The following is a 22,562-nucleotide window of genomic DNA, read 5'->3' as shown; positions in this document are numbered from 1 at the left end:
GTGTTCTCCAACGAGGAAGCGTGGTGTGGGGGTTGGGTCCGGACCGGGCGCGGGGAGGGGGATTCGACCCGCGACCGGCCCGGGGCTCATGCCTGGGCGAGACCGCGCTCGACCTCGGCGTCGGTGACCACACGGGCGTGGTGGTCCAGGTCCATGCGGGCGATCCGGGCCAGATGTGCGACCACCGGTTCCTGCAGCAGCTCACCGGCCAGGGCGCTGGCCTCGAACGCGCCGACTGCCTCTGCCAGCGACTGCGGCACCAGCGGCGCATCGCGCTGCTCGTAGGCGTCGCCGCTTACGGCGGGCGGGGGCTTGAGGCCGGCCTCGATGCCGTGCCGGATTCCGGCGAACACCGCCGCCAGGGCCAGCATCGGACTGGCGTCCGCACCCGGCAGGCGCACCTCCAGCCGCAGGCTGCGGCCGTGGCCGACCACCCGCACCGCGCACGTCCGGTTGTCCCGGCCCCAGGCGAGGCGGGCCGGCGCGAAGGAGTGGTCGCTGAGCCGCTTGTAGCTGTTCACGTACGGCGCCCACAGCGGGGCGACCTCGGGCAGCACAGCCAGCAGGCCGGCCACCGCCTGCCCGCCCAGCTCCGACAGATCGGTCCCGTCCTGCGGGTCGGCGGCCAGCACCGTCCGGCCGTCGAAGTCGGCCAGCGACACGTGCAGGTGCAGGCCGCTGCCGACCCCGGTGGACGGGGCCGCCATGAACGACGCCGTCAGACCGGCTTCGTCCGCGACCGTCCGGGCGGCGTGCTTGAACAGCACGTGCTGCTCGCACGCCGCCACCGCCTCCCCGTACGGGAAGGTCACCTCGACCTGACCGGGCGCACCTTCGCCCTTGACGGCCTCGACCGGCATACCGGCGGAGGCCAGGACCTGGCGGAGCCTGCGGCCGAACTCCCGCACCGCAGGCGGCTGGTCGAGGCCGTAGTCACGGTTGTCCCGCACTGCGGGGCGAAGGCCCCTCCAGTCGGAGGCCGCCGCGTCCCGGGCGATGCCCTCGTAGAGCACGAACTCTGTCTCGATCCCCACCGCCGGCACCACGCCGAGCCCGGCGAGCCGGTGCAGCTGCTCGGCCAGCACCGTGCCCGGAGCCAGCGGGTGCGGCCACCCGCCGCTGATCGGCTCGGCGAGCACCAGCGCGGTGCCCTGCAGCCACGGCAGCACCCGGGCCCGCCGGGTGTCCGGCAGCAGAGCGACGTCGCCGAACCCGGACTGCCAGGAGAACGGACCGGTCTGCGCCGGGGTCATGCCCAGGTCGGTGCCGAGCACGTACGCGCACATCTCCGGTGACAACGCCCCCGACCGCAGCCGCTCCACCAGCTGGGCGGCGTCGTACTCCTTGCCCTTCAGCCGGCCCTGCGCGTCGACCGTCGCCAGCAGCACCGTTTCCAGGCCGAAGGCGGACACCAACTGCTCCAGCGGCCCAGTCGGCGAGAGCGCCGCCGTGGTCGGGGACTTGGCCGCGCGGGAGCGGGCGGCCCGCATCGTCGCCCTCATACGATCTGCGCCTCGACCCGGGCCAGGTGCGGGTCGGCCACCACCGGGACAGAGAACTTTTGGCCGGCCAGCTTCCACCACACCCACGCCAGCACGAGGACCACGGCCAGGGTGATGGGCGCGTAGTTGAACGTCTCGACGGTCACGGGGGCGCGCTGCGGCAGGCACACCAGCATCGTCAGGATTACCACCCACACCACGGCGGCGATCCCGATCGGCCTGCTCCACCGGCCCAGGTTCCACGGCCCGGGGGCGAACCTGTCGCCCTGCCGCAGCCTGAGGTAGACGGGGATGATGTAGGAGGGGCTCATCCCGATGACGTTCACGGCCGTCACCGCGCCGTAGGCGACCGGAGACCAGAGCGACGGGACAGCCAGGATGAAGGCGATCGACACCGCCAGCCACACCGCGGGCACGGGCACGCCGCCGGCCGAGACCCGACGCCACGTCGCCGAGCCGGGCAGCGCACCGTCCCGCGAGAAGGCATAGATCATCCGCGACGCGGCGGTGGTCTCCGCGCTGCCGCAGAACAACTGGGCCCCGATCACGACGAGCAGCAGCAGCTTCGCACCGGTCGCCCCGACCGCGTCCTGGAAGATCTGTGCGGGCGGCACGGCGGCGGCAGACGCGCCGGCGTAGTCCTGGACGGCGAACAACAAACCGGCCAACAACACCGTGCCCGCCAGCAGGGAGACCCAGATCGAGCGGACGATGCCGCGCGGCGCGGCGACCCTGGCGTCCTTGGTCTCCTCCGACAGGTGCGCGGAGGCGTCGTAGCCGCAGAACGTATAGCCGCCCAGCAGCAGGCCGATCGCCGAGACATAGATGGGGCTCGTCCAGCCGGTGCCGTTCTCGAAGTGCGTGAACACCCAGCCCACGGACTGGTGATGGGAGGGGACGACGGTGAGCACGCCCACGATCAGCGCGACGCCCAGCAAGTGCCACCACACCGAAACGGCGTTGAGCAGGCTCACGACGCGGACCCCGACGACGTTCAGCAGGGCGTGCAGCACCAGGACACCCGCGAAGATCGCCAGGATCAGGCCCGGCGTCGGGGCGACCCCCCACTGCAGCCCGGCGAACGCGGCGATGAAGCTGGCGGCGCCGTAGTCGATGCCGGCGATCCCGCCCAGCAGCCCGAGCAGGTTCAACCAGCCGGTCGTCCAGCCCCACCGCGGACCGCCGAGCCGCTGGGCCATGTAGTAGAGGCCACCGGAGGTGGGGTAGGCGCTGGTGACCTCGGCGAGCGCCGCGCCGACCAGCAGGACGGCCAGGCCGACGGCGACCCAGCCCCACATCATCACGGCCGGGCCGCCCGTCACCAGCCCGAACCCGAACAGGGTCATGCAGCCGCTGAGCACGCTGATCACGGAAAAGCTGACCGCGAAGTTGCCGAACGGGCCCATCCGGCGGACGAGTTCGGGCTCGTAGCCGAGAGCGCGAAGATGTTGGTCCTCGGGTCCGGACGCGGTGGGCGGGTGCCAGGACATGGCGAAACCTCCAGGGGAAGTCGGATATCGGGCCCGGCGCGGCGCCAGGCGGAAGGCGGTCGGTGGCGGTCAGCCGGCCATGGCGTAGGACTGGTTCATCGCCTGCCGCAGTAGGTCACCCGGTCGGTCTGCCAGGTTCTGCCAGGGCTGCAAGGAGATGAACGGGTCCATCTCGGAGAAGACCTCGGCGGCCTCCTGGCGTTGGCGGCTCGCCCAGAGGGCGTGGGCGAGGTGGCTCTCGTCCGTCACCGGCCACCGGCTGCCCTGCGCGAGCGCGGCCCGCCAGTGCCCGAAGGCACGTAGCACCGTGTCGCGGACCGTCTCGTCGTCCGTCCATTGCAGCTGGACCGCTTCCTTGCGCTCCGCGCGGCGGTAGCGGTCGACGTACAGGTACAGCGGCAGCGCGTGGAGGGCGGAACCGCCCGGTGCGCTGGGCAGGTAGGTGGCCAGGAACTCGGTCGCCGGGCCAACCTCATTACGGGCCAGCCAGAAGCGGAGCATCCGGTGGAACGCTTCCCGACCCCACGGGTCGGTCCGGCGGGCCTGGTCGAACAGCCCCCACGGACCGGGCGGGAGCATCTGGTCCGGAGCCGAAACCTTGTGTTCGAACCGCGCCTGCTGGAGGTCCAGCTGCGCGAGGGTGAGCAGCCCGAGCCACGGCACGGGATCGCCCCCGAGTACCGAAGCTGCCAGCCAGCACCACTGCCGAGCACCACCTTCGAGCGCCACGGCGTCCCGCGAGTCCGGCTGCCGCTGGCCTGCCAGCAGAGCCTGGTCGACAGCAACACGGGCGTGCAGCGTCGTCAGACCGAACGCGGCGGGCTCTTCGGAGCCCCAGTGGCGCAGGACGTCGTTGTGGCCGGCCATCACCCCAAGGACCTGGGTGCGCGACGCCCACAAACCGGGGTTGCCCCAAGAGCTGGCCAGAAGCGTGCGTGTCGACCACCACTGCCCTTGTCGCAGCTCCTCTACCGCCGCGCGTAGTTCACCGTCGTGACCGGCGGGGTGTTGCACGAGCTGATCGGCAGCTGTAGGCGCTGATGGCATGACCTGTTCCCCCTTCGTGGTCTGTCGAGTGCCGTCCCCGACCGGCCGGTGAACCGAAGACGTGGGCAGGACAGGCGGCAGAAAGCCGGATGCACCCTCGGTCGAGCAGGCAGACGGGAGTTGACTGGATCACCTCGCGGACTGCGGTTCAGTGATCGGCGACTCACTGTCTCGTTTTGGTCAGAGCAGCGCCACGACAGCCGGGTGGCATCTGTCGGATAGCGATGTCAGCAACACGTCATCGAGACGTCATCTCGTCAGATCGCGCTGTGGAGAGGCTTCTTGTCGGGTATTGCTAGAACCAGGCTCTCCCCGCGCAGGTCGCGGCCGGGCCAGGTTGAGACCACGGGGGCGGAGGCTGCGAAATGGCGAACAAGACGCTACTGGGTGCCCTGATCGAGAAGGAGGGATGGGAATTCCCGGACTTTCAAAGGGAATTCAGGGCTGCCGGAAACGAGCTGGCGCGCAACCTCAAGGACCCGCGGTTTCGCAACCTGGACATGTCGGAGGCGACGTTCCGGCGCTGGGTCGCGGGGACGGTCAGCCGGCCGACAGGGGTGTTCTTGCAGACGATCCAGCACCTGTTCGACGACAGGCCGATCGCCGAACTCCTCGCTCCACCCCGCGAGGGAGATCCAACTGCACTATCCCGGCAAGACCTTGAAAGAGAACTCGCGATGACCGCACGTGAAGCATCCGACCACGCCGCTTCCGTTGCGTCCGCCTTCCTCTCCGACCTGTCCATAGAACAGGTCCAGGAAGACGTGCGCCGACTCGCCCGCACCTACAACAACCGGCCGCCGTTCGACGTGCTCCGCGAAGCCCGGCAGCTCCGGGCAGATGCCGAGGAGCTCCTGGACCGCACCCATATTCCCGAGCAGCGCCAGCTGCTGCTGATCGCGATCGGCCAGACGACGGCCTTGCTCGCCATGACGGCATTCGACCTCGGCTCCCTGGGCGAAGCCACCCGGCTTGCCCGGTCCGCCGGCATGTACGCGGAAGCCACCCGCTTCAACCCCCTGGCCGCGTTCGCGGCCGGCACACTCGGCATGCTCGCCTACTGGGAGGGACGCCCGAGCGAGGCGATCCGCTTCATCCGCCAAGCCAACTCCTTCACCGGGGTCGGTGCGGCCGGCCGGACCCGCATCGCCGCCATCGAGGCCAGGGCCTACGGTCACCTCGGTGACCGGCAACGAGCGACGACTGCGGTCGAGCGTGCACTCGACCTCGACCCCGGAGAGGTGGACGATCTCCACGACGAGGTCGCCGGGGAGTTCCTCCACGGCCCGGAGCGGATCTCGCGCTCGCACGGCACCACGTTCCTGCTCCTGCGGGACGGCGCGGGTGCCCAACAGCACGCCCGGCGTGTGCTGGAGCTTCAGGCCGCGTTGCCCGAGGCGCAGCGGATGCCCCGGATCGAGGCGGAGGCGCGGGCGGACCTTGCGGCGGCGTTGATCCTCGGCAACGAACTGGACGAAGCCGCGGAGGTCTTGAAGCCCATCACATCGCTCGCTCCCGAGCGTCGCGCCGCAGGGCTGGTCGAGCGAGTCGTCCACGTCGGCCGACTGCTCACCACGGAGCCCGTCAGGACCTCACCTGGCGCCATCGCGCTCAAGGAAGCGCTGGAGGAGTACACCCGGGTCGCCGCCCCGAGGCAGATCGTCGGTGGCAGCGTCGCACGACTGGCTATCGAATAAGCACCGCAGTTCGGCAGGGGTGGGGCGGACCGGCAGCGTGCCGGTCCGCCCCACTGCGGTCAGCGCGGTGAGCCGACGGCAGCCAGGATCTCCCGTTCCCGACCCGGGACGATGCCGTGGGCGGACGCGCGGGGGTGCGGTACCGGTGAGTTGCCAGCCCGGAGCCACTCCCAGGTGTCCCGCACCGTCTCTTCCAGAGGGCGGCAGGTGAAGCCGGCCGCGTAGGCGGGTTCGGAGTCAACCAGCCAGACGCCCTCGTTGGTCCGCCACAACGGCAGCTCCGTCCACTGCCGCACCCCGTGCTCCAGCAGCACCCCGTCCGGCACCCAGCGCAGTTGACCCCGGTTGCCCGTTACGTCCAGGCACGCCTGGAGGAAGCTGCCCATTGTGTCCCGCCCGATCGGCGCGGTCACGTTGTGGACGCCGCCGCCGGGTCGCTCAGTGGCGTCGACGGCGAAGCGCGCGACATCGCGCACGTCGACCGGCTGAATGGTCTTGCCCGCGCTGCCGGGGGCCAGGATCTCGCCGCCTTGCTCGGCCCGCCGGAGCCACCACGGGAGGCGGCCGACGTACTCACCCGGGCCCAGGATCACGCCAGGGCGAAGCAGCCAGGACCGGTCGGCGCCGAAGGTCTCGACCACGGCCCGCTCGCCGCCGGCCTTCTGACGCCCGTAGTGGAGATCGGGGCCCAGCCAGCCCTCCGGGTTCCGGCCGTAGTCGCTCCCGGCATCGGCGGGCCCGTCCATCAACGGGTCACCGACCTTGAGCGGGTGGTCCGGCCACCCCGCGTACACCGAGACCGTCGAGACGTAGACGTAGCGGTCGGTGGTGCTCTCCAGCGCCCGTGCACCCGCGAGCACCACCTTCGGCGGCTGCTCGCCGGCCGAGGTGTCGATCACCGCGTCCCACGGACCCTGCGCAGCCAGCCGGGTCAAGTCCTCGACCGACGTCCGGTCTCCCAGCACCTGCCGTACGCCGGGCAGAGCAACTCCCGACCGCCCCCGGTTGAACGTCGTCACACTCCAGCCACGCCCCAGCGCCTCCTCGACCACAGCCTTGCCCAGAAACCAGCCCCCACCGACCACCAAGATGTCCATGCCCGGCATCCTGCCCAGAACCGGTGCCCGCTGGCCACCCCGTGGCAGCGCCCGGGCCAAGTTGCGGCAGGTCGGGGCCGTGATCGTGGCGAAGATGACACCCCGATGGCACCCGTGTGCGAATTCGCTCGCCAGGTGACAGGCAGACGCCATGGCCCTGTCGGTCGCTACTCGGAAGACTTGGCCGCTCACCCGCTGCGACTTCGTCCGGCTTCCCGGAGGACCGAGCAGCGCCAAGGGGAGAGGAGATCCGATGGAGAGCACCGCACCTGCGGTCCAGCCGGAGGAGGAGGGCGGCCTGCTGGTCGCCGTCCGTGGCATCCGGGCCGCGCGTTCCCGGGCCGACGTGCCGTCCGACAACACGGGCGGCAAGTCCGACCAGAACGACACCTGAGAGACCGCCCACGATGCATGAGACCGCCTCGTGGGCGGTGCGCCTGGGTGGGGACCAGTTCCTCACCCAGGCGCTCCACCGCTCCTACGCCGTGATCCCCGCCGGGAGCGCCGACACCGCTCCCCTCTTGTCCTGGGACGACCTCAACACCATCCTCGCCACCCACCGCATCGACCCGCCCCGACTGCGGCTCTCGCAGGACGGTGAGACCGTCCCCGTCGGCCGGTACTCGACCCCCGCCACCAACCGGCGCGGGGCGACCTGGAATCGGCTGCACCCGGCCCAGCTCCACGCCAGGCTCGCCGAGGGCGCCTCGCTCGTGGTGGACGCGATCGACGAGATCCACCCGCCGATCCGCACCGCCGCCGAAGCGCTGGAGCGCTTCATCGGCACGCCCGTGCAGACCAACCTCTACGCCTCCTGGACCGAGCAGGAGGGCTTCGGCCGGCACTGGGACGACCACGACGTGGTCGTCGTCCAGCAGTACGGGGCGAAGCGCTGGCGGCTGTGGGAGCCGACCCGGCAGGCCCCGACCTTCCGCGACGTGGACTCCCCGGAGGAACCCGAGGGCGAGCCGGTCGCGGACTTCGTCCTCCACCCGGGCGACGTCCTGTACCTGCCGCGCGGCTGGTGGCACAGCGTCACCGCCGACCAGGGCAGCGAGTCGCTGCACCTCACCTTCGGACTGGTCGCCCAGACCGGCGCCACGCTCCTCGGCTGGCTGGTGGACGAGCTGCACGAGAGCCCCGCCGTGCGGAAGGACGTCCCGTTCCACGCCGCAGCGGACGAGAAGGCCGCCTACCTGGCCGACCTGCGGACCGCAGTGCTCACCGCGCTGTCAGACCCCGACCTGATCGACCGCTGGGGTTGGTCCTCCGGTACCACCCACTTCGGCCGACCGGCCGCATCCCTGCCCTACGTGGAGTCCCTCCCCGCGGACAGGGAAATCACGGTGCGGATCACCGCCCCGCGCGCCGACCTCGCCAGCAACCCGGCCGCCGGGACCGTCACCCTGTCCGCAGCCGGAACCGCGTGGGACTTCTCCGAGCGCGCCGCGCCCGTCCTGCAAGCCCTGCTGACCGGAGACACGGTCAGCATCGGGGCCCTCGCCGACATCGCCGACCTGGAGGTCAAGGACGTGGCCGGCGTCCTGACCGTCCTCGTCCAGGGCCAGGCCCTCGCCGTCGTCGGGGTCGGCCGGTGAGCCCGGATCTCGGCCTGGGGACCTACCGGGTGCGCGCCGTCGGCGAAGCGGCGCGCACCGCCCTCACAGCCGGGGCGAAGTGGATCGACACCGCCCCCAACTACGCTCACGGCCGGGCACACCATGATGTGGCCCCGGTGCTCGCCGAGCACCCGACTGCCAAGGTGACGACGAAGACCGGGTTCCACCCGGACGGCCGCCACAGCATCGCCCCCGAGGACGTCCGCGCCCAGACCGAGGAGTCGCTCGCCGTCCTCGGTCGTGCCGACATCGTCTTCGTCCACAACCCCGAACGGTCCGACCACGACCGGCAACAACTGCAGCACAACCTCCGTGCCGCGTTCGCCGTGCTGGAGGAATTCGCACAGGCTGGTCGCATCGGGGGTTACGGCGTCGCCACCTGGGCCGGCTTCACCCGCCAGGCGTTCACTATCTCCGAACTGATCGCGCTGGCCGGCGAAGCAGCCGGGTCTGCGAACCACCACCTCGCTGGCGTACAGCTGCCGGTGAGCCTCGTCATGGCCGAGCCGATCACACAGGCACTCGACGGAGCCGGACCGCTCATCGACGCGCGCGACGCCGGGATCGCGACGTTCGCGTCCGCGCCCCTGCACGGTGGTGAACTGCCGGGCCTGATGACACCCGAACTGGTGAACCTCATCCAGCCGGGATCGACCCCGCACACTGCGGCGTTCCAGCTCATCGGGGCCTGCCCCGCTCTGGACGTCGTCCTCACCTCGACCAGCACCCTCCAGCACTGGGAGGATGCCCGGGACGCTCTCGCCCAGCCGATCCCCGACGCACGACTCAGGACGGTGCTCGATGTCCTTTCAGCCGGATGACGACACCCGGCACGACCTGACGGCAGCGCACACGAAGGCCGCCGGATTCCTCGGCCTGGTGTGCACCGGACCGCAGGTCTTCGGTACCTCCGGAGCCACGGTCGGTCGCCAGGCCGAGGACGTCTGGCTCCGGGTCTCCAGGAGCAGCCGCCGCCGGGCGCCCCGGCCGACCGGCCAGGGTGCCCTCGGCGCTGAACAGCTCGTCCCCGCAACCGTCCCACGTCCCCGACTCCACGACACCCTGGACTGGACGGAGGCCAGCTGGTTCTACCAGGCCGACGTCTTCGACCTGGTAGGTCCTGCGGTCTCATCGACCCCGGACCTCCGCAGCGACCCCGGCCTGGATGATGGCTGGTGGACCGTGCTGCGGAACGCCCTGGCGGGTATCGCGGAAGCACCCACTGCGAAGATCACTCTCCGCCAGACGTGGATCGAGGAGGTCTTCCCGAAGTACCTGGGCATCCCGGCCCCCGCCGAAGTCGAGCGGATCGCCGGCCACGGTGACCTCCAGTGGGCCAACCTGACTGCGGAGCCGCTCGAGATCCTCGACTGGGAGCGATGGGGCCTTGTGCCGGTCGGCTACGACCCCGCGGTCCTGTGGGTGAGCAGCCTCCTCGTACCGGGGGTTGCGAACCGCGTTCGGAGTGAGTTCGCCGAGATCCTGGAAACGCCCGCCGGACGTATCGGTCAGCTGATCGCTCTCGCAGAGATGCTCCAGGCAGTAGACCGGGGGTACTACCCGGAACTGGCACCGCTCCTCGCGGACCAAGCCCAGGAGCTGACCGGCGTTCTCGGGTGGCCGGGAGTCAGCACCAGCCCCAGCTAGACATGGACCTTCGGGAGCAACCCATCGAGCACGTTCTGCATCAAGCGGAACAACGGCTCGGCACCAGCCTCAACCGGGCCACACTGCTGCGGAAGCGTCGCACGATCGGAGCCCGTACAGACCGCTCGACCTGGGTCCGGGTGGAACGCCGCCCCTGGGCGCGCGCCCAGGAACAAGGACTGGACGGGCCTCGGGCCGCAGCGAAGCTGGCCGGAGTTGCGATGCCTCGCTGGGTCAGGGCGGCAGCATGGCAGGACCTGGAAGGCGAGGCGGTCTGGCAGGCGGATGAGACCTCACTCTTGCCGGGCAGCCCGGTCGGGCCGGCGGTCGCGGTCACCGACCCGAAGTTGTCCGACAGGTGGTGGAGCTCGCTGAACGCCTCGCTGGCCGCATTGGCAGACCACCGCACCACGCGGATAGCGACTCCGGACACCGAACAGATCACCCAGGAGCTGGTCGACGACACTATCCGGTCCGCCTTCCCGGAAGCAGTGAACACCCGAGTGGACCGTTGGTGTCCGGCCCACTCGGATCTCAACTGGGCGAACGTCACCGGCCCCGAGTTCTGCCTGTTCGACTGGGAGGACTGGGGGATGGCACCGAGTGGCCTCGACTCGGCGTCGCTGCTGGCCGCCTCCTTGGCCGTCCCGGCGCTCGCGGATCGCGTTCGCCGCGAGCGCCGGGCAGACCTTGAGAGCCGGGACGGCATGGTGATGCGCCTCTTCGTCCTGGCAAAGATCGCCGGGCCACATGCCCACCCGGACGATCCGCGGGTGGCACCAGCGTGGGCCGAAGCCGAGCAACTGATCAGCTCGCTTCAACAGGCGTGACGGTGGGTACCAGGAGCCGAAGCACCTGCGCCGGCACGTGCTCTATCAGGGGCGAGCTGCCCGAGGGTCTGGCGTGACCGTCAGGTCCTGCGGGCAATCGCATGTACGGGAGGAGCGCAGTGGGGTTATCGGACGTGGTGATCACGACTCTCGCCGGAGCGGGAGCGGTGATCCTCGGAGTACTCGCCCACAGTTGGCTTGATCGAGGGCGTCGAGGGCACCGCAGTGCGGCCGACCAGCAGCTGGCTGCCTACCAGGAACTCCTGAGCAGATATGCCCGGTTGATGGCGGCGATCAGGCAGGCCCCCGATCAGGGCTCTGCGTGGAGTGACGATCTTGCCGGGTGGGACGTGGCTCTGGTGCGAGTGGGCCTGCTTGCCCCTGCGCCGGTGGCGGTCGAGGCGGACCGCTTCGGCCGGTCCTTTGCGTCGTTCCTGGAACGTGTCCAGCGGGACGCCGGACCGGCCGGCCCGCAGCTTGGCCAATCGGAATTCCAGGACTATGCGGACGGGCTTGATCGGGCGCAGAAGCACCTGGTGGCCGTGATGCGACGGTCGCTGGGGGTGCACCGGCGCACTTGGTGATCTGCCGGGTACGGGTGAGCAGGGCCGGTGCGCTCGGGCCCGAGGTTCACCACGTCAGGGGCTGGCGTTCGTAGAAGAGGCCGCCGGTGGGGCCGTCGTCGGGGAGGGTGGCGAGCCAGACGGGTGTGTCTGCGGCTTCCTCGGGGGTGCGGTCCGTCTCCTCGTAGGCCATGCGGGTGTTCATCCGGCCGGGGGCTGCTGCGTTGACGAGGATGCCGGTACCGTCGAGTTCGGCGGCGAGGATCTGGGTGAGGGCGTTGAGGCCGGCCTTGGAGACGCGGTAACTCACGTTGCCGGTGCCCATGTTGTTCTGGGAGCCGAGGTGGCTGGTGATGTTGACGATCCGGCCGAAGTTGTTCTTCCGCATCTCGCCGATGGCGGCGGCGCTGAGGCGCCAGGCGCCGAGCAGGTTGGTGTCGAGGGTGGCGCGGATCTTCTCGAAGTCGGGCGCTGCGGCTGGCTGTTGGCGGTCGATGGCGACGGCGGCGTTGTTGACCAAGATGTCCAGGCGGCCGAACGGGGCGGCGACATCGGCGACGGCCCGGGCAACGCTCGCGGGGTCGGTGACGTCGAGGACGTGGGAGTGCACCATCAGGCCCTTGCGGCCCAGGGCCGTCTCGGCGTCGCGGCCGGCCAGGCGATCGCGCACGCCCATGACGACGTGGATGCCCTGTGAGGCGAGTTGGGCGGCGACGGCGAAGCCGAGGCCGCGGTTGCCGCCGGAGACGAGTGCGACGCGCTGGTCCGAGAAGTCGGTCATGCGACCAGTGTGGCGAGCAGTTGGTCGAGTCGCTGGACTTTCGGGTCCTTTACGGTGAGTGGGAGTTCGGCACGGGCCGCTGCGGCGCGGGCCGCGTTCCGCTGGGACGGTGCGGCGGTGATCATCGGGATGGCCGTTTCCAGAAGGTGGACCGCGTGGTCGGCGTCGCCGAGGGCGGTGTGGGTCCGGGCGTTCTGGATGGTGTAGGTGGCCAGGTCGCGTCGCTTGGCGGCCGGCATGAGGGCCAGCGCGGTGGCGTAGTTGTTCTGGGCGAGGGTCGGGCGGCCCAGGTCGGCGTGGCAGGTGGCGGTCTGGGCGTGGAACTCCGCCGTGTCGAAGTAGCTGGTCCAGGCGGGGTCCTCGTCACCGGCTGCGGCGCGGTCCATCTGGGTCTCGGCGGCGGACAGCAGGCGGTCGCACTCGGCGCTGTCTCCGCAGGCCGCCGCCGCGCGGGCCTGCCGCAGCAGCAGCATGGCCAGGGTGCGGGGGGTGACGGCGCCCGCACCTTCAACGGCGGCTTCCGCGAGCGTGAGGGAGTCGGCGAACAGGCCGTGGTCGTAGCACTGGAGGCTGAGCGACTTGACGATGTTGGCGCCCAGTGCGCGGTCGTTGGCGGTGTGGGCGGCTCGTAGGCCGCTGGTCCAGTACCGCTGGGCCGCGGTGTGGAGTCCGGCGTCGAAGGAGGACCAGCCGGCGAGGCGGGCGAGTTCGGCGCTGAGGCGGAGCAGCCGCTGGCCGACCCGGTCGGTGTAGGAAGCTTCCTTGAGGATGCCGGTGACGGTGTCGAGTTCGGCGTCCAGGAGATGGCGGGCCCGAGGGCCGCCGAGGCGGGCCTCCAGGCGTCGGAGCCGGGGAAGGCCGCTCTCCAGGTCTGCGACGAGCTGCTTGTCTACGCGGCCTCCGGCGAGCGCTGCGGCCACCGGTTCGGGGTCTCGGGTGAGCCACTGGCCGGCCAGCACGATCAGGGCCTGGCCGCCGAGCTTCATGAACCCGCGTCGGTCGGGCATGGCGTGCTCCAGGGTGTCGTCCAACGCCTGGAGCGTCCCCGCCCTCGTCCAGGGGAAACCGGTCTGGACCGGGCCGCCGTCCGGCAGCCAGCCGGGCCAGCCGAGCCGGTGCACCTCACTCAGCGGTATGCCGACCGCCTCGGCGAGGGCGGCCTGGCTCTCGGCATCCGGCTCGACGCCCCAGTGCTCCCACTTCCACGCCTTGCGCCGGTCCGCCGACCGGCGGGTGGGCTTGGCGACGATGTCCACGACGTCCTGGTAGGTCCAGCCGCGCTCGTCGCGGACGACGCTCAGCGGGTGAACCAGCCGTATTGGTGTGCGTAAGCCGGCAGCTCGGCCCATCCCCAACCCTCCGATGTGTTCACCGGATTGTAGCCGGTTCGCCACTGTGTGCTGATGCTACATCTGGGGCGGCTGGGGTCAGAAGACGACAGGAAGACGACAAGCCTCGTCTGTTCAGAGGGAGTTGATCGGGGGTTAGCTAGTGCTCCCCCCGAAGGGTGTCCGGCTGGAAAGACAACGGCCGGACACCCGGGGGCGGCCGGGGACCACCTCAGAGACCTGTTGCTGACCCGGCCGCGCAGCGAGACGACGTCACGCCGACGGACCGCTCGCACCGATCGCACTGGGCGCGGCAAGCCGGTCGCGCCCGCATCTGCTCACCTTGTACGCCGCTCCAGTCCGCCGTGCCCTCGTGCCGCCGGGCGGGTCCGGCGTGCCCGCCCCTGGAGGAGCCCCATGCCCCGAAGGACCGCTGTCGTGACCGGCGGAGCCGGATTCATCGGCTCCCACCTGTGTGACGCGCTGATCCGCGACGACTTCGCCGTGGTCTGCGTGGACAACTTCCTGACCGGCAGCCGCGACAACATCGCGCACCTGGTCACCTCCCCGTACTTCGAGCTGGTCGAGCAGGACGTCAACGACAAGCTCGCCGTCGCGGTCCCGGTGGACGTGGTGTTCCACCTCGCCTCGCCGGCGTCCCCGGCGGACTACCTGCGCCACCCCATCCCGACCCTTTCCGTCGGCTCCGTCGGCACGTTGAACGCGCTGGAGCTGGCGAAGGAACGCGGCGCCCGGTTCGTCCTGGCCTCGACGTCGGAGGTGTACGGCGACCCGCACCAGCACCCGCAGACCGAGGGGTACTGGGGCAACGTCAACCCGATCGGCCCGCGCAGCGTCTACGACGAAGCCAAGCGCTTCGCGGAGGCCGCCACCGCGGCGTACCGCCGCGAGTTCGGCACCAACACCGCGATCGTGCGGATCTTCAACACCTTCGGCCCCCGGATGCGGGCCGACGACGGCCGCGCGGTGCCGGCCTTCGTCACCCGGGCACTCGCTGGGCAGCCCCTCCAGGTCGCCGGGGACGGCGGCCAGAGCCGCTCCCTGTGCTACGTCGAGGACACGGTCGCCGGGCTGCTCGCGGTCGCCGCGAGTGACCACCCCGGCCCGGTCAACCTCGGCACCGAGGACGAGCGCACGGTCTTGGCCCTCGCCCACCTGGTCCTCGACCTCACCGGCTCCGCCGCGGAGGTCGAGTTCACCGACCTGCCCGAGGACGACCCGGTCCGCCGCAGGCCGGACACCACCGTGGCCCGTGAGGTGTTCGGGTGGGCGCCGCGCACGGCGATCGAGGACGGCCTGGCCGCCACCGTCGCCTGGTTCACCCAGCAGCTCGCCGCCGGGGCCACCCGGTGAACGCCCCGACCGCCGCCGACCTTGGCGAGCTCTGGGCAGACGGGTACACCGTCGTCCCGGCCGTTGTCACCGGCCCGCTGCTGGAGCGGCTGCGTACCGAGGCCGACGCCCTGGTGGCCGCGTTCGAGGGTGGCCACCGCGGCGAGGACTTCTGGTCCTTCACCCGCGATGGAGAGTGCACGCCGGTGCTCTACCGCGTCCACAACCTTGAGCAGCAGCCGGGCGCCCCACTCGCGGCCGGGCTGTTCGCCACCGGCCCGCTGCACCACCTCGCCGAGAGCATCCTGGGCTGTCCAGCGCGGGCCCGGGTCATCGCCATGATCGTCAAGATGCCGCACGTGGCCGCCGCCGTCCCCTGGCACCGCGACCGCACCGACGCCGAACCCGGCCACGCCATCAACCTGAGCCTGTTCCTGGACGATTCGGACGCCTCCAACGGGGCGCTGGAGTTCGTTCCCGGCAGCCACCTGCTGGCCGACGACGCCGACGTCGACCGGGCCCGCGAGGCCGGGCCCGTCCAGACGGTCGGCGCACTGGCCGGCGACGTGGCCGTGCACGACGTGCGGGCCGTCCACGCCTCGCGTCCCAACCCCACCGCGCGGCCCCGCCGCAGCCTCGTCATCGAGTTCGTCCCCGACACCACGGAGGCACCGTGACCAGCCCCGCACCCACCCGCCGCCCGAAGGTCGCCACCATCACGGTCGGCACCAACGAGGCGCGCTGGCTGCCCGCCTGCCTGTCCACCCTCCTCGCCAGCGACACCTCCGACCTCGACCTCACCGTCTGGTACGTCGACAACGCCTCCACCGACGGCAGCACCGTGCTGGTCCGCGACGACTTCCCCACGGTGCGGATCATCGAGAACGACGCGAACCTGGGCTTCGCCCGCGCCAACAACGTCGGCATGCGCGCCGCCCTGACCGCCGGCGCCGACTACGTGTTCCTCGTCAACCCCGACACCCGCACCCCGGCAGACCTCGTCCGGCAGCTGACCGCCTTCATGGAGCAGTGGCCCACCTACGGCATCTGCGGCCCCATGCAGTACACCTACACCGCCGCCGACGGCGACACCGTCGCCCTGGACGAGCACAACGAGTGGTCGACCCACGCGCTGAAGCTGGGCGAGGTTGACGGCTTCGTGGGCGACCGCCCGAACCGACCCTCCCCGGCCGGCCCCGCGCACGGCCGTGCCCCCGCCACCCTGGAGCACGCATACGTCCAGGGCTCGGCCTTCTTCGTCCGCGCCACGGTCCTGCGCACCCTCGGCCTGTTCGACCGGGTCTTCCACACCTACTACGACGAGACCGACCTGTGCCGCCGGGCCCGCTGGGCGAACTGGCGAGTCGCCCTCAACCTGGACCTGGGCATCCAGCACTACGGCGGCGGAAGCACTGGAGCGAGCACCTACCGGCGGGTGCAGATGCGCCGCAACCGCTACTACTTCCTGCTCACCGACATCACCTGGACATGGCCCGCGATCCTCTCCCTGGCCGGGCGGTGGTTGCGCCAGGACCTGGCCGGCCGCTCGGTCGGTGGCAACACCACCCCGGTCCGCGGGTGGGCGGAGACAGCCGCCGCCGCGTGGTGGCTGCTGGGGCTCGCCCCGACCATCGCGCGCCGCCGCCGCGCCCACCGCCGCCTGCGCGCTGCCGGGGTCGCGCGGTGAGGGTGCTGTTCGCCGGAGACTTCCACTGGCAGGCCGGATCGGCGCACATGGTCGCCGAGTACGTGCGCGCCGCCCCAGCGCTGGACTGCGAAGTCGCCCTGGCCGGGCCGCTGTGCCGCCTGGACGACCAGGTCCCCGGCCTCCTGCCGATCGTCGACGACCTCGCCTGGGGCACCCACCTGGTCCTGGTCTTCGAGGGCCGCCAGTTCCTGGACGAGAAGCGGCTGGAGCTGTGCGAGCGCTTCCCGCGCGAACGCCGGATCGTCCTGGACCCGGACGCGCACTGGGGCGAGCACACCGTCCTCGGCGCCGACGACTCCGCCGGAGCCTACGGCCACCAGCAGTGGCAGCAGCTCTACCACCAACTGAGCGACCTGATCCTCCAGCCGCGCCTCGGCGAACTCCCGGACGGCGCGCAGTTCTTCCCCTACTTCGGGATGCCCAAGCCGACGCACCGACCGGAGCGGGCACCGGCCGCGACCTACGACCTCCAGTACGTCGGCGCGAACTGGTGGCGCTGGGACGCCCTCGCCCAGCTCGTGGAGGCCACCCGGTTGGCGAGGCCGCCGCTGACCCGCCTGCGGGTGGCCGGCCGCTGGTGGTCCGGCGACCCCCACCCCGAGCACCTCACCGCCACCGCCAACCGGCCCGGCTGGCTGGCCGAGCGCGGCGTCAAGGTCACCGGCCCCGTCCCGTTCGGCCAGGTCCTCACCCAGATGGCGAAGGCCGAGATCACCCCGGTCCTGGCCCGCCCCCTGCTCGCCCACCAGCACCTGCTCACCCCCCGCATGTTCGAGACCGTCGCGGCCGGCAGCATGCCCGCCCTGCCGCCCGAACTCGCCTACACCACCAGCCTCTACGGCGAGGACATCACCCCGTTCCTCCTCGGCGAGGACCCTGCCGGGTGCCTCGCGCGGCTGCTGCGCGACGCCCCCGCCAACCGCCGGCGGCTGGGCCGCATCCAGGACGAACTCCGCCGCGGCTTCAACTACCGGCGCGTTCTCGGCCAGCTCCTCGCCTTCACCCAATAGCCCAGGAAGGACCTCCGTGCCCAACATCCTGCTCACCGGCATCACCAGCTGCGAGAGCCGAGGAGTCGAGGCCCTCGCCCGTTCCCTGGCCACCGCGCTGGCCCCCACGCCGGACACCACGATCACCGTCCTCACCCAGACCCCCGACCTGGACGCCGAGGCCCTGGCCGGCAGCGGAGCCGACTGCACCGCGGACCCGTTCGTCCTCTCCCGCTCCTGGGCAACCCTGCGACCGGTCGAAACCGAGCCGCACCGACGTGAGCGCGCCTCGCGCCTGCTCCAGCACGCGGACCTGGTCCTCGCTACCGGCGGCGACCTGCACACCTCCGACTACGGCGTTTCCACCTCCTACCTCGCCGTGCTCGACCGGGCCCAGCAGCTCGGCATCCCCACCGCGATGGTCGGCCAGTCCGTCGGCCCGCTCACCGACCCCGCCGAACAGGCCGCGTTCACCGCCACCGCCCAGCGGCTCGACCTGCTGACCGTCCGCGAGAGCACCACCCTGTCCTACCTCACCGAGCAGCTCGGCCTGCCCGCCGACAAGGTCCAGCTCTCCGCCGACCCCGCTTTCCTCCTCCAGCCCTCCGCGCCGGACCGCGCCCAGCAGTTACTCAGTGACGCCGGCTTCGACACCGGGCAGGAGTACGTGTGCCTGGCGCTGAGCCGGGGCGTCACCCGCTACAGCCCGATCACCGACGCCGAGCACCTCGACGCGCTGACCCGCCTCGCCGACACCCTGTGGCGCCTACGCTGCCGGCCCCTGGTCCTCGTCCCGCACTGCCACGACTCCCGCGAGCACAACGACGACCGCCTCCTGGCCCGGCAGATCGCAGCCCGCCTGCCCGGTGTGCCGGTGCACGTCCTGGACGCCGACGGCACCGGAGCCAGCGACTACAAGGCCGTCCTCGGCGGTGCGGAACTGGTGATCTCCGAGCGCCTGCACGCCTCGATCGGTGCCCTGTCCAGCGGCACCCCCGCCGTCGCTCTCGGCCACAGCCCGAAGTTCCACGGCGTCCTCGCCGACACGTACGGTCCCGCCGTCCCGGCCGGCGACGTCCACCGTGACATCGCCGAGTTCACCGCCGACCCTGCCGCCGCCGAGCATCTCGCCCGCCTGGACACCGAGAAGCTCCGCGACCACCTCGCCACCCGGCTCCCCGCCGCGGTAGCGCTCGCCACGGCGGACATCGCCCGGGTACACGCACTCCTCAACTCCTGACCCTCCCAACCAGATCGGAGAACAGCATGGCCCTGCACCTGGTCACCGGCGGAGCCGGATTCATCGGCTCCCACCTCGCCGACCGGCTCCTGGCCGCCGGACACGAGGTCGTCGTCCTGGACAACCTCGACGGCGGCAAGAAGGAGAACGTCCCCGCCGGTGCGACCCTCGTCACCGGGTCGATCGCCGACCGCGCCGTGGTGGACGACCTCTTCGCCGACCACGCCTTCGACAGCGTCTTCCACCTGGCCGCGTTCGCCGCCGAGGGCATCAGCCACGCAGTCAAGGCCCACAACTACGAGGTCAACGTCCTCGGCAGCACCCACCTGATCAACGCCGCCCTGCGCACCAAGGTCCGGTACTTCTCCTACGCCTCCTCCGTCGCCGTCTACGGCACCGGCCGCGTCCCGATGTGCGAGGACGACCACCCGCAGCCCGTCGACAGCTACGGCAACGCCAAGCTCACCATCGAGCGCGAACTCGCCATCACCGCACAGATGCAGGGCCTGCCGTTCACGGCGCTGCGGATGCACAACGTCTACGGCGAGCGGCAGAACATGGGCGACCCCCTGCGCAACGCGGTGGCGATCTTCCTCAACCAGATCATGCGCGGCGAGCCGATCACCGTGTACGGCGACGGCAGCCAGCGCCGCTCCTTCACCTACGTACACGACATCGTCGGCTGCTTCCTCGACGCCGCCGAGACCCCCCGGCACTGGAACCGGGTGATCAACGTCGGCAGCCAGCAGCCCTGCACCGTCCTGGAGATGGCCCACGCGGTCCGCGAGGCGATGGGCGTCCCCGACCACCCAATCCGCCACCTGGACACCCGCGAGGAGGTCCACGCCGCCTACACCAGCAGCGAACTCGCCCGGATGCTGCTCGGCGGCTGGGAGGACACCCCGCTGGCCGCCGGCCTCGACGCCACCGCCACCTGGGCCAAGGGCCACGGCCCCGTTACCCCGCGCAGCACGCTCACCCTCGAAACCGGCCCCGACACCCAGCCCGAGTGGTACGCCACCGCCACCTCCCGGACGGACGCCCCGTGACCAAGCCCGCCGAGACCGCCGCCGCCCCGGCCGTCGAGACCATCGCCACCGACGTCGGCGGCGTCCTCTACTACGACGAGCCCTTCGAACTCGCCTGGCTCCAAGGCGTCCTGGAGCTGGCCGGCGAAGCCAACCCGACCCTGACCATCGAGCACTTCACCGCCGAGATGCGCCGCTTCTACCTCCAGCGGGCCAGCGCCACCGCCAACCCCGGCCTCTACAGCCCGGCCGGCACGCACGCCTGGACCAGCGTCCGCCACCGCTGGGCCGACCTCGCGCAGCTGGTCCCCGGAGCCGTCGCCGCCTTCGCCGCCCTCGCCGAACACCGGCCGGTGTGCGTGGTCGCCAACCAGCCCCCCGAGTGCGAGGAGGTCCTACGCGCCAGCGGCACCACCGAGCACCTGGCACTCGTCGCCCTCGACACCACCGTGGGCATCGCCAAGCCCGACCCCGGCCTCCTCGGCTGGGCCATCGAACAGCTCGGCTGGAACCCGGCCACCACCCTCATGGTCGGCGACCGGCCCGACCACGACGCCGCCCCCGCCCAGCGCCTCGGCGCCCACGCCGCTCTCGTCACCCCGCCCACCGGCTGGAGCGCCCCGCCCGGCACCGACCCGACGCTGGTCGCCGCCTACCGGGAGGTGCGGGCCGAACGCCTGGAGGTCCGCCGGCACCCCGCCGCAGACCACAGCCTGCACGCCCGCGACCTCGCCGACCTGGCCACCCTGCTCACCGACAGCGCCCCGGCCCGGCGCCGCCCGGCGGTGGCCCGGTGACTGTCCCCCTCACCGTGGCGGTGTGCAGCAACCGGCTGGGCCTGCTCCCGGCCGCCCTCGACCGGCTGCCCGGTCTCCTCGGCCCGGACGACCACCTCGTGGTCGTCGTGGACACCGCCGCGGACGCCACCACCCAACGGCGACTCGCCCAGACTGCCGACCGGCGACGCACCGTCTTCTTCAACGGGGCCACCATCGGCCTGTCCTACAGCCGCAACCTCGCCCTGAAAGAGGCCCCCACCCGGCACGTCGTATTCGTGGACGACGACATCGTCCCCACCACCGCCGCCATCGAGCACCTGCGATCCACGCTCGCCGACGGAGCGCACGTGGCCGGCACCCGGATCACCGCCGACCTCCAGGGACGCCGAACCCCGTGGTGGCTCACCGCCGGGCAACTGCACTACCTCGGCTCCCACCACCCCGACCTGCCCGCCAGCATCTGGGGCGGCTGCTTCGCCCTCGACCGCGACCACGCCCGCCTGCTCGGGCTGGACTTCGACAGCCGCCTGGGCCGCGTAGGCAACAACCTGGCCTCCGCCGAAGACACCACGCTCGTACGCCGGCTCACCGCCCTTGGCGCGACCACCGCAGTCCTCCACGACACCCAGGTCCGCCACCTGATCCCCGCCCACCGTCTCCGCCCCGGCTACCTCCTGCGCCGCGCCTACTGGCAGGGCCGCAGCGAAGTCCGCCGCCGCACCGCGCGCGCCGGCCTGCACAAGGAGTGGAGACGCAACCGCTCCGGCGGCCCCGGTACGCGACCCGCCGTGCTCGCCCTCCTGTACACCGCCGCCGTGCTGACCGGCATCGGCCGCGAACTCCTCGAACCGGCCCGGAGTCACTCGTGAAGATCGCCATGCTCAACCCGCCCCACCGGTACGGGCAGGACACCACCCAGTGGATCTCCGTCCCGCCACAGGGCTACGGCGGCATCCAGTGGGTGGTCGCCACCCTCATCGACGGACTCCTGGCCGCCGGGTGCGAGATCCTCCTCGTCGGCGCCCCCGGCACCGCCCCCCGGTCGGGCGTGACCGTATCGAACGCCACCACCTACGACACCACCCTGGAAGCGCTGCGCGCGTTCGACCCGGACGTGGTGCACGACCACACCAACGGCCAACTGCTGCCCGCCGAACCCGACTGGCCCGCAGTCCGCACCCACCACCTCAACGGTGTGCCCGAGCACCGGGTAAACGGCGTCTACCTCTCCCACGCCCAGCGCCGAGCCGCCGGGTCTGCGGACGCGCCGATCATCCGGCTGCCGGTCAACCCCGACCGCTACACCTACCGGGAGAAGAAGGACGACTTCCTGCTGTTCCTCGGCCGGGTCTCCGTCCACAAGGGCGCGCGGGATGCCGCCGCCTTCGCCCAAGCCGCCGGCCTCCCGCTGAAACTCGCCGGACCGGCATGGGAGCCGGATTACCTTCACGGCATCCTCGCCGACTACCCCGGCACGGAGTACATCGGAGAGGTCGGAGGTAGCCGCCGCACCAGCCTGCTCGCCGGTGCGGCGGCCCTGCTTGCCCTCTCGCAGCCGTTTGGCGGCCCCTTCGGAGGCGAGTGGATCGAGCCCGGGGCCACCGTCGTCGCCGAGGCCGCCGTCAGTGGCACCCCGGTCATCGCCACCGACAACGGCTGCTTGGGCGAGATCGCTCCGCACGTCGGCATCGCCCTACCGGTTGAGCAGACACCGACTGCGGAGGAGGCCGCCAAGATTCTGGCCGGCCTTCCGGCCCCGGAGTACCTCCGCGCCACCGCGGTCGACCGCTGGGGCCACCACGTGGTCGCCGCGAAGTACCAGGAGGTCTACCGCCGCGCCATCGCGGGCGGCACCTGGACCTGA

At 71.5% G+C, this 22,562-nt stretch carries 22 protein-coding genes; 16 read left to right on the top strand and 6 right to left on the bottom strand.

Annotated elements, in window-relative coordinates; genetic code table 11:
• Positions 1-86: 86 nt before the first annotated feature.
• The 3 genes from ADK60_RS32075 to ADK60_RS32065 all read right to left on the bottom strand — a co-directional run bounded on the left by ADK60_RS32075 (position 87) and on the right by ADK60_RS32065 (position 3,859).
• Entirely contained in the window at positions 87-1,502 is a 1,416-nt protein-coding gene (locus ADK60_RS32075) for a glutamine synthetase family protein (protein WP_053650505.1), read from the bottom strand.
• Positions 1,499-2,992, bottom strand: a complete 1,494-nt coding sequence (locus ADK60_RS32070) for an amino acid permease (protein ID WP_053650504.1) — start codon at positions 2,990-2,992, stop codon at positions 1,499-1,501. Before ADK60_RS32070 ends, ADK60_RS32075 begins: the two co-directional genes overlap by 4 nt.
• Positions 2,993-3,061: 69 nt before the next feature.
• Positions 3,062-3,859 (bottom strand): hypothetical protein, encoded by a 798-nt coding sequence (locus tag ADK60_RS32065; RefSeq protein ID WP_159400680.1) that lies wholly within the window; start codon positions 3,857-3,859, stop codon positions 3,062-3,064.
• A 545-nt stretch (positions 3,860-4,404) separates the two neighbouring features.
• On the opposite strand from ADK60_RS32065, the gene ADK60_RS32060 reads away from it, so the two are divergent.
• A complete protein-coding gene (locus tag ADK60_RS32060) occupies positions 4,405-5,736 on the top strand; it encodes an NsdA family TPR-like regulatory protein (protein WP_053650502.1) in 1,332 nt (443 codons plus the stop codon).
• Positions 5,737-5,795: 59 nt separating this feature from the next.
• On the opposite strand, the gene ADK60_RS32055 is transcribed toward ADK60_RS32060, so the two are convergent.
• Complete coding sequence (locus tag ADK60_RS32055) at positions 5,796-6,833, bottom strand: NAD-dependent epimerase/dehydratase family protein (RefSeq protein ID WP_199839803.1); 1,038 nt, start codon at positions 6,831-6,833, stop codon at positions 5,796-5,798.
• A gap of 253 nt (positions 6,834-7,086) precedes the next feature.
• Here ADK60_RS32055 and ADK60_RS45980 point away from each other — a divergent pair, with 253 nt between their 5' ends.
• The 6 genes from ADK60_RS45980 (at position 7,087) to ADK60_RS45240 (ending at position 11,513) form a co-directional block, all read left to right on the top strand.
• Positions 7,087-7,227 carry a hypothetical protein gene (locus ADK60_RS45980; protein ID WP_199839802.1) on the top strand — a complete coding sequence of 47 codons (141 nt, stop codon included), beginning with the start codon at positions 7,087-7,089 and terminating at the stop codon, positions 7,225-7,227.
• A gap of 13 nt (positions 7,228-7,240) precedes the next feature.
• Positions 7,241-8,431, top strand: coding sequence for a cupin domain-containing protein (locus ADK60_RS32050; RefSeq protein ID WP_053650501.1), 1,191 nt, complete (start codon positions 7,241-7,243; stop codon positions 8,429-8,431).
• A gap of 29 nt (positions 8,432-8,460) precedes the next feature.
• Positions 8,461-9,273 (top strand): aldo/keto reductase, encoded by an 813-nt coding sequence (locus ADK60_RS32045; RefSeq protein ID WP_234371384.1) that lies wholly within the window; start codon positions 8,461-8,463, stop codon positions 9,271-9,273.
• Positions 9,254-10,099, top strand: coding sequence for a hypothetical protein (locus ADK60_RS32040; protein WP_053650499.1), 846 nt, complete (start codon positions 9,254-9,256; stop codon positions 10,097-10,099). Before ADK60_RS32045 ends, ADK60_RS32040 begins: the two co-directional genes overlap by 20 nt.
• Before the next feature lie 2 nt (positions 10,100-10,101).
• Positions 10,102-10,929 carry a hypothetical protein gene (locus tag ADK60_RS32035; protein WP_053650552.1) on the top strand — a complete coding sequence of 276 codons (828 nt, stop codon included), beginning with the start codon at positions 10,102-10,104 and terminating at the stop codon, positions 10,927-10,929.
• Positions 10,930-11,213: 284 nt separating this feature from the next.
• Complete coding sequence (locus tag ADK60_RS45240; protein ID WP_159400679.1) at positions 11,214-11,513, top strand: hypothetical protein; 300 nt, start codon at positions 11,214-11,216, stop codon at positions 11,511-11,513.
• Positions 11,514-11,559: 46 nt separating this feature from the next.
• Here the strand turns inward: ADK60_RS45240 and ADK60_RS32025 are convergent, their stop codons facing one another.
• Together ADK60_RS32025 and ADK60_RS32020 are read right to left on the bottom strand one after the other, a co-directional pair.
• Positions 11,560-12,273 carry an SDR family NAD(P)-dependent oxidoreductase gene (locus ADK60_RS32025; protein ID WP_053650497.1) on the bottom strand — a complete coding sequence of 238 codons (714 nt, stop codon included), beginning with the start codon at positions 12,271-12,273 and terminating at the stop codon, positions 11,560-11,562.
• Positions 12,270-13,622: an NsdA family TPR-like regulatory protein gene (locus ADK60_RS32020; RefSeq protein ID WP_053650496.1), complete on the bottom strand. Its 1,353-nt coding sequence runs from the start codon at positions 13,620-13,622 to the stop codon at positions 12,270-12,272. The genes ADK60_RS32025 and ADK60_RS32020 overlap by 4 nt, the downstream gene beginning before the upstream one ends.
• Before the next feature lie 396 nt (positions 13,623-14,018).
• Between ADK60_RS32020 and ADK60_RS32015 the strand changes: the two genes are divergently transcribed.
• From ADK60_RS32015 to ADK60_RS31975, 9 genes are read left to right on the top strand one after another with little or no spacing between them, the layout of a single operon-like run.
• Entirely contained in the window at positions 14,019-14,975 is a 957-nt protein-coding gene (locus tag ADK60_RS32015) for an NAD-dependent epimerase/dehydratase family protein (protein ID WP_053650495.1), read from the top strand.
• Positions 14,972-15,631, top strand: a complete 660-nt coding sequence (locus ADK60_RS32010; protein WP_053650494.1) for a phytanoyl-CoA dioxygenase family protein — start codon at positions 14,972-14,974, stop codon at positions 15,629-15,631. Before ADK60_RS32015 ends, ADK60_RS32010 begins: the two co-directional genes overlap by 4 nt.
• Complete coding sequence (locus ADK60_RS32005; RefSeq protein ID WP_053650493.1) at positions 15,628-16,641, top strand: glycosyltransferase; 1,014 nt, start codon at positions 15,628-15,630, stop codon at positions 16,639-16,641. Before ADK60_RS32010 ends, ADK60_RS32005 begins: the two co-directional genes overlap by 4 nt.
• A complete protein-coding gene (locus ADK60_RS32000) occupies positions 16,638-17,672 on the top strand; it encodes a glycosyltransferase family protein (protein ID WP_199839801.1) in 1,035 nt (344 codons plus the stop codon). Before ADK60_RS32005 ends, ADK60_RS32000 begins: the two co-directional genes overlap by 4 nt.
• A gap of 16 nt (positions 17,673-17,688) precedes the next feature.
• Positions 17,689-18,891 (top strand): polysaccharide pyruvyl transferase family protein, encoded by a 1,203-nt coding sequence (locus tag ADK60_RS31995; protein ID WP_053650492.1) that lies wholly within the window; start codon positions 17,689-17,691, stop codon positions 18,889-18,891.
• Between the two features lie 26 nt (positions 18,892-18,917).
• Positions 18,918-19,940, top strand: coding sequence for an NAD-dependent epimerase/dehydratase family protein (locus ADK60_RS31990; protein ID WP_053650491.1), 1,023 nt, complete (start codon positions 18,918-18,920; stop codon positions 19,938-19,940).
• On the top strand, positions 19,937-20,716 hold the full coding sequence (locus tag ADK60_RS31985) for an HAD family hydrolase (RefSeq protein ID WP_053650490.1): 780 nt from the start codon (positions 19,937-19,939) through the stop codon (positions 20,714-20,716). Before ADK60_RS31990 ends, ADK60_RS31985 begins: the two co-directional genes overlap by 4 nt.
• Positions 20,713-21,567, top strand: a complete 855-nt coding sequence (locus ADK60_RS31980; protein WP_053650489.1) for a glycosyltransferase family 2 protein — start codon at positions 20,713-20,715, stop codon at positions 21,565-21,567. The genes ADK60_RS31985 and ADK60_RS31980 overlap by 4 nt, the downstream gene beginning before the upstream one ends.
• Positions 21,564-22,562: a glycosyltransferase family protein gene (locus ADK60_RS31975; protein WP_053650488.1), complete on the top strand. Its 999-nt coding sequence runs from the start codon at positions 21,564-21,566 to the stop codon at positions 22,560-22,562. The genes ADK60_RS31980 and ADK60_RS31975 overlap by 4 nt, the downstream gene beginning before the upstream one ends.

The organism is Streptomyces sp. XY431 (assembly GCF_001279805.1).
In the GTDB taxonomy this organism is placed as follows: domain Bacteria; phylum Actinomycetota; class Actinomycetes; order Streptomycetales; family Streptomycetaceae; genus Kitasatospora; species Kitasatospora purpeofusca.
Note: the sequence above shows the minus strand (reverse complement) of the source record. Positions and strands in the feature narration are given on the sequence as shown.

What these genes read in the sequence shown, in the direction of transcription:
- ADK60_RS32060 (WP_053650502.1), top strand. Translation starts at nt 4,405, where the DNA reads ATGGCGAACAAGACGCTACTGGGTGCCCTGATCGAGAAGGAGGGATGG.
- ADK60_RS32015 (WP_053650495.1), top strand. Translation starts at nt 14,019, where the DNA reads ATGCCCCGAAGGACCGCTGTCGTGACCGGCGGAGCCGGATTCATCGGC.
- ADK60_RS32040 (WP_053650499.1), top strand. Translation starts at nt 9,254, where the DNA reads ATGTCCTTTCAGCCGGATGACGACACCCGGCACGACCTGACGGCAGCG.
- ADK60_RS31990 (WP_053650491.1), top strand. Translation starts at nt 18,918, where the DNA reads ATGGCCCTGCACCTGGTCACCGGCGGAGCCGGATTCATCGGCTCCCAC.
- ADK60_RS32055 (WP_199839803.1), bottom strand. Translation starts at nt 6,833, where the DNA reads ATGGACATCTTGGTGGTCGGTGGGGGCTGGTTTCTGGGCAAGGCTGTG.
- ADK60_RS32025 (WP_053650497.1), bottom strand. Translation starts at nt 12,273, where the DNA reads ATGACCGACTTCTCGGACCAGCGCGTCGCACTCGTCTCCGGCGGCAAC.
- ADK60_RS32050 (WP_053650501.1), top strand. Translation starts at nt 7,241, where the DNA reads ATGCATGAGACCGCCTCGTGGGCGGTGCGCCTGGGTGGGGACCAGTTC.
- ADK60_RS45980 (WP_199839802.1), top strand. Translation starts at nt 7,087, where the DNA reads ATGGAGAGCACCGCACCTGCGGTCCAGCCGGAGGAGGAGGGCGGCCTG.
- ADK60_RS32065 (WP_159400680.1), bottom strand. Translation starts at nt 3,859, where the DNA reads ATGGCCGGCCACAACGACGTCCTGCGCCACTGGGGCTCCGAAGAGCCC.
- ADK60_RS45240 (WP_159400679.1), top strand. Translation starts at nt 11,214, where the DNA reads ATGGCGGCGATCAGGCAGGCCCCCGATCAGGGCTCTGCGTGGAGTGAC.
- ADK60_RS32020 (WP_053650496.1), bottom strand. Translation starts at nt 13,622, where the DNA reads ATGGGCCGAGCTGCCGGCTTACGCACACCAATACGGCTGGTTCACCCG.
- ADK60_RS32075 (WP_053650505.1), bottom strand. Translation starts at nt 1,502, where the DNA reads ATGAGGGCGACGATGCGGGCCGCCCGCTCCCGCGCGGCCAAGTCCCCG.
- ADK60_RS32035 (WP_053650552.1), top strand. Translation starts at nt 10,102, where the DNA reads ATGGACCTTCGGGAGCAACCCATCGAGCACGTTCTGCATCAAGCGGAA.
- ADK60_RS32070 (WP_053650504.1), bottom strand. Translation starts at nt 2,992, where the DNA reads ATGTCCTGGCACCCGCCCACCGCGTCCGGACCCGAGGACCAACATCTT.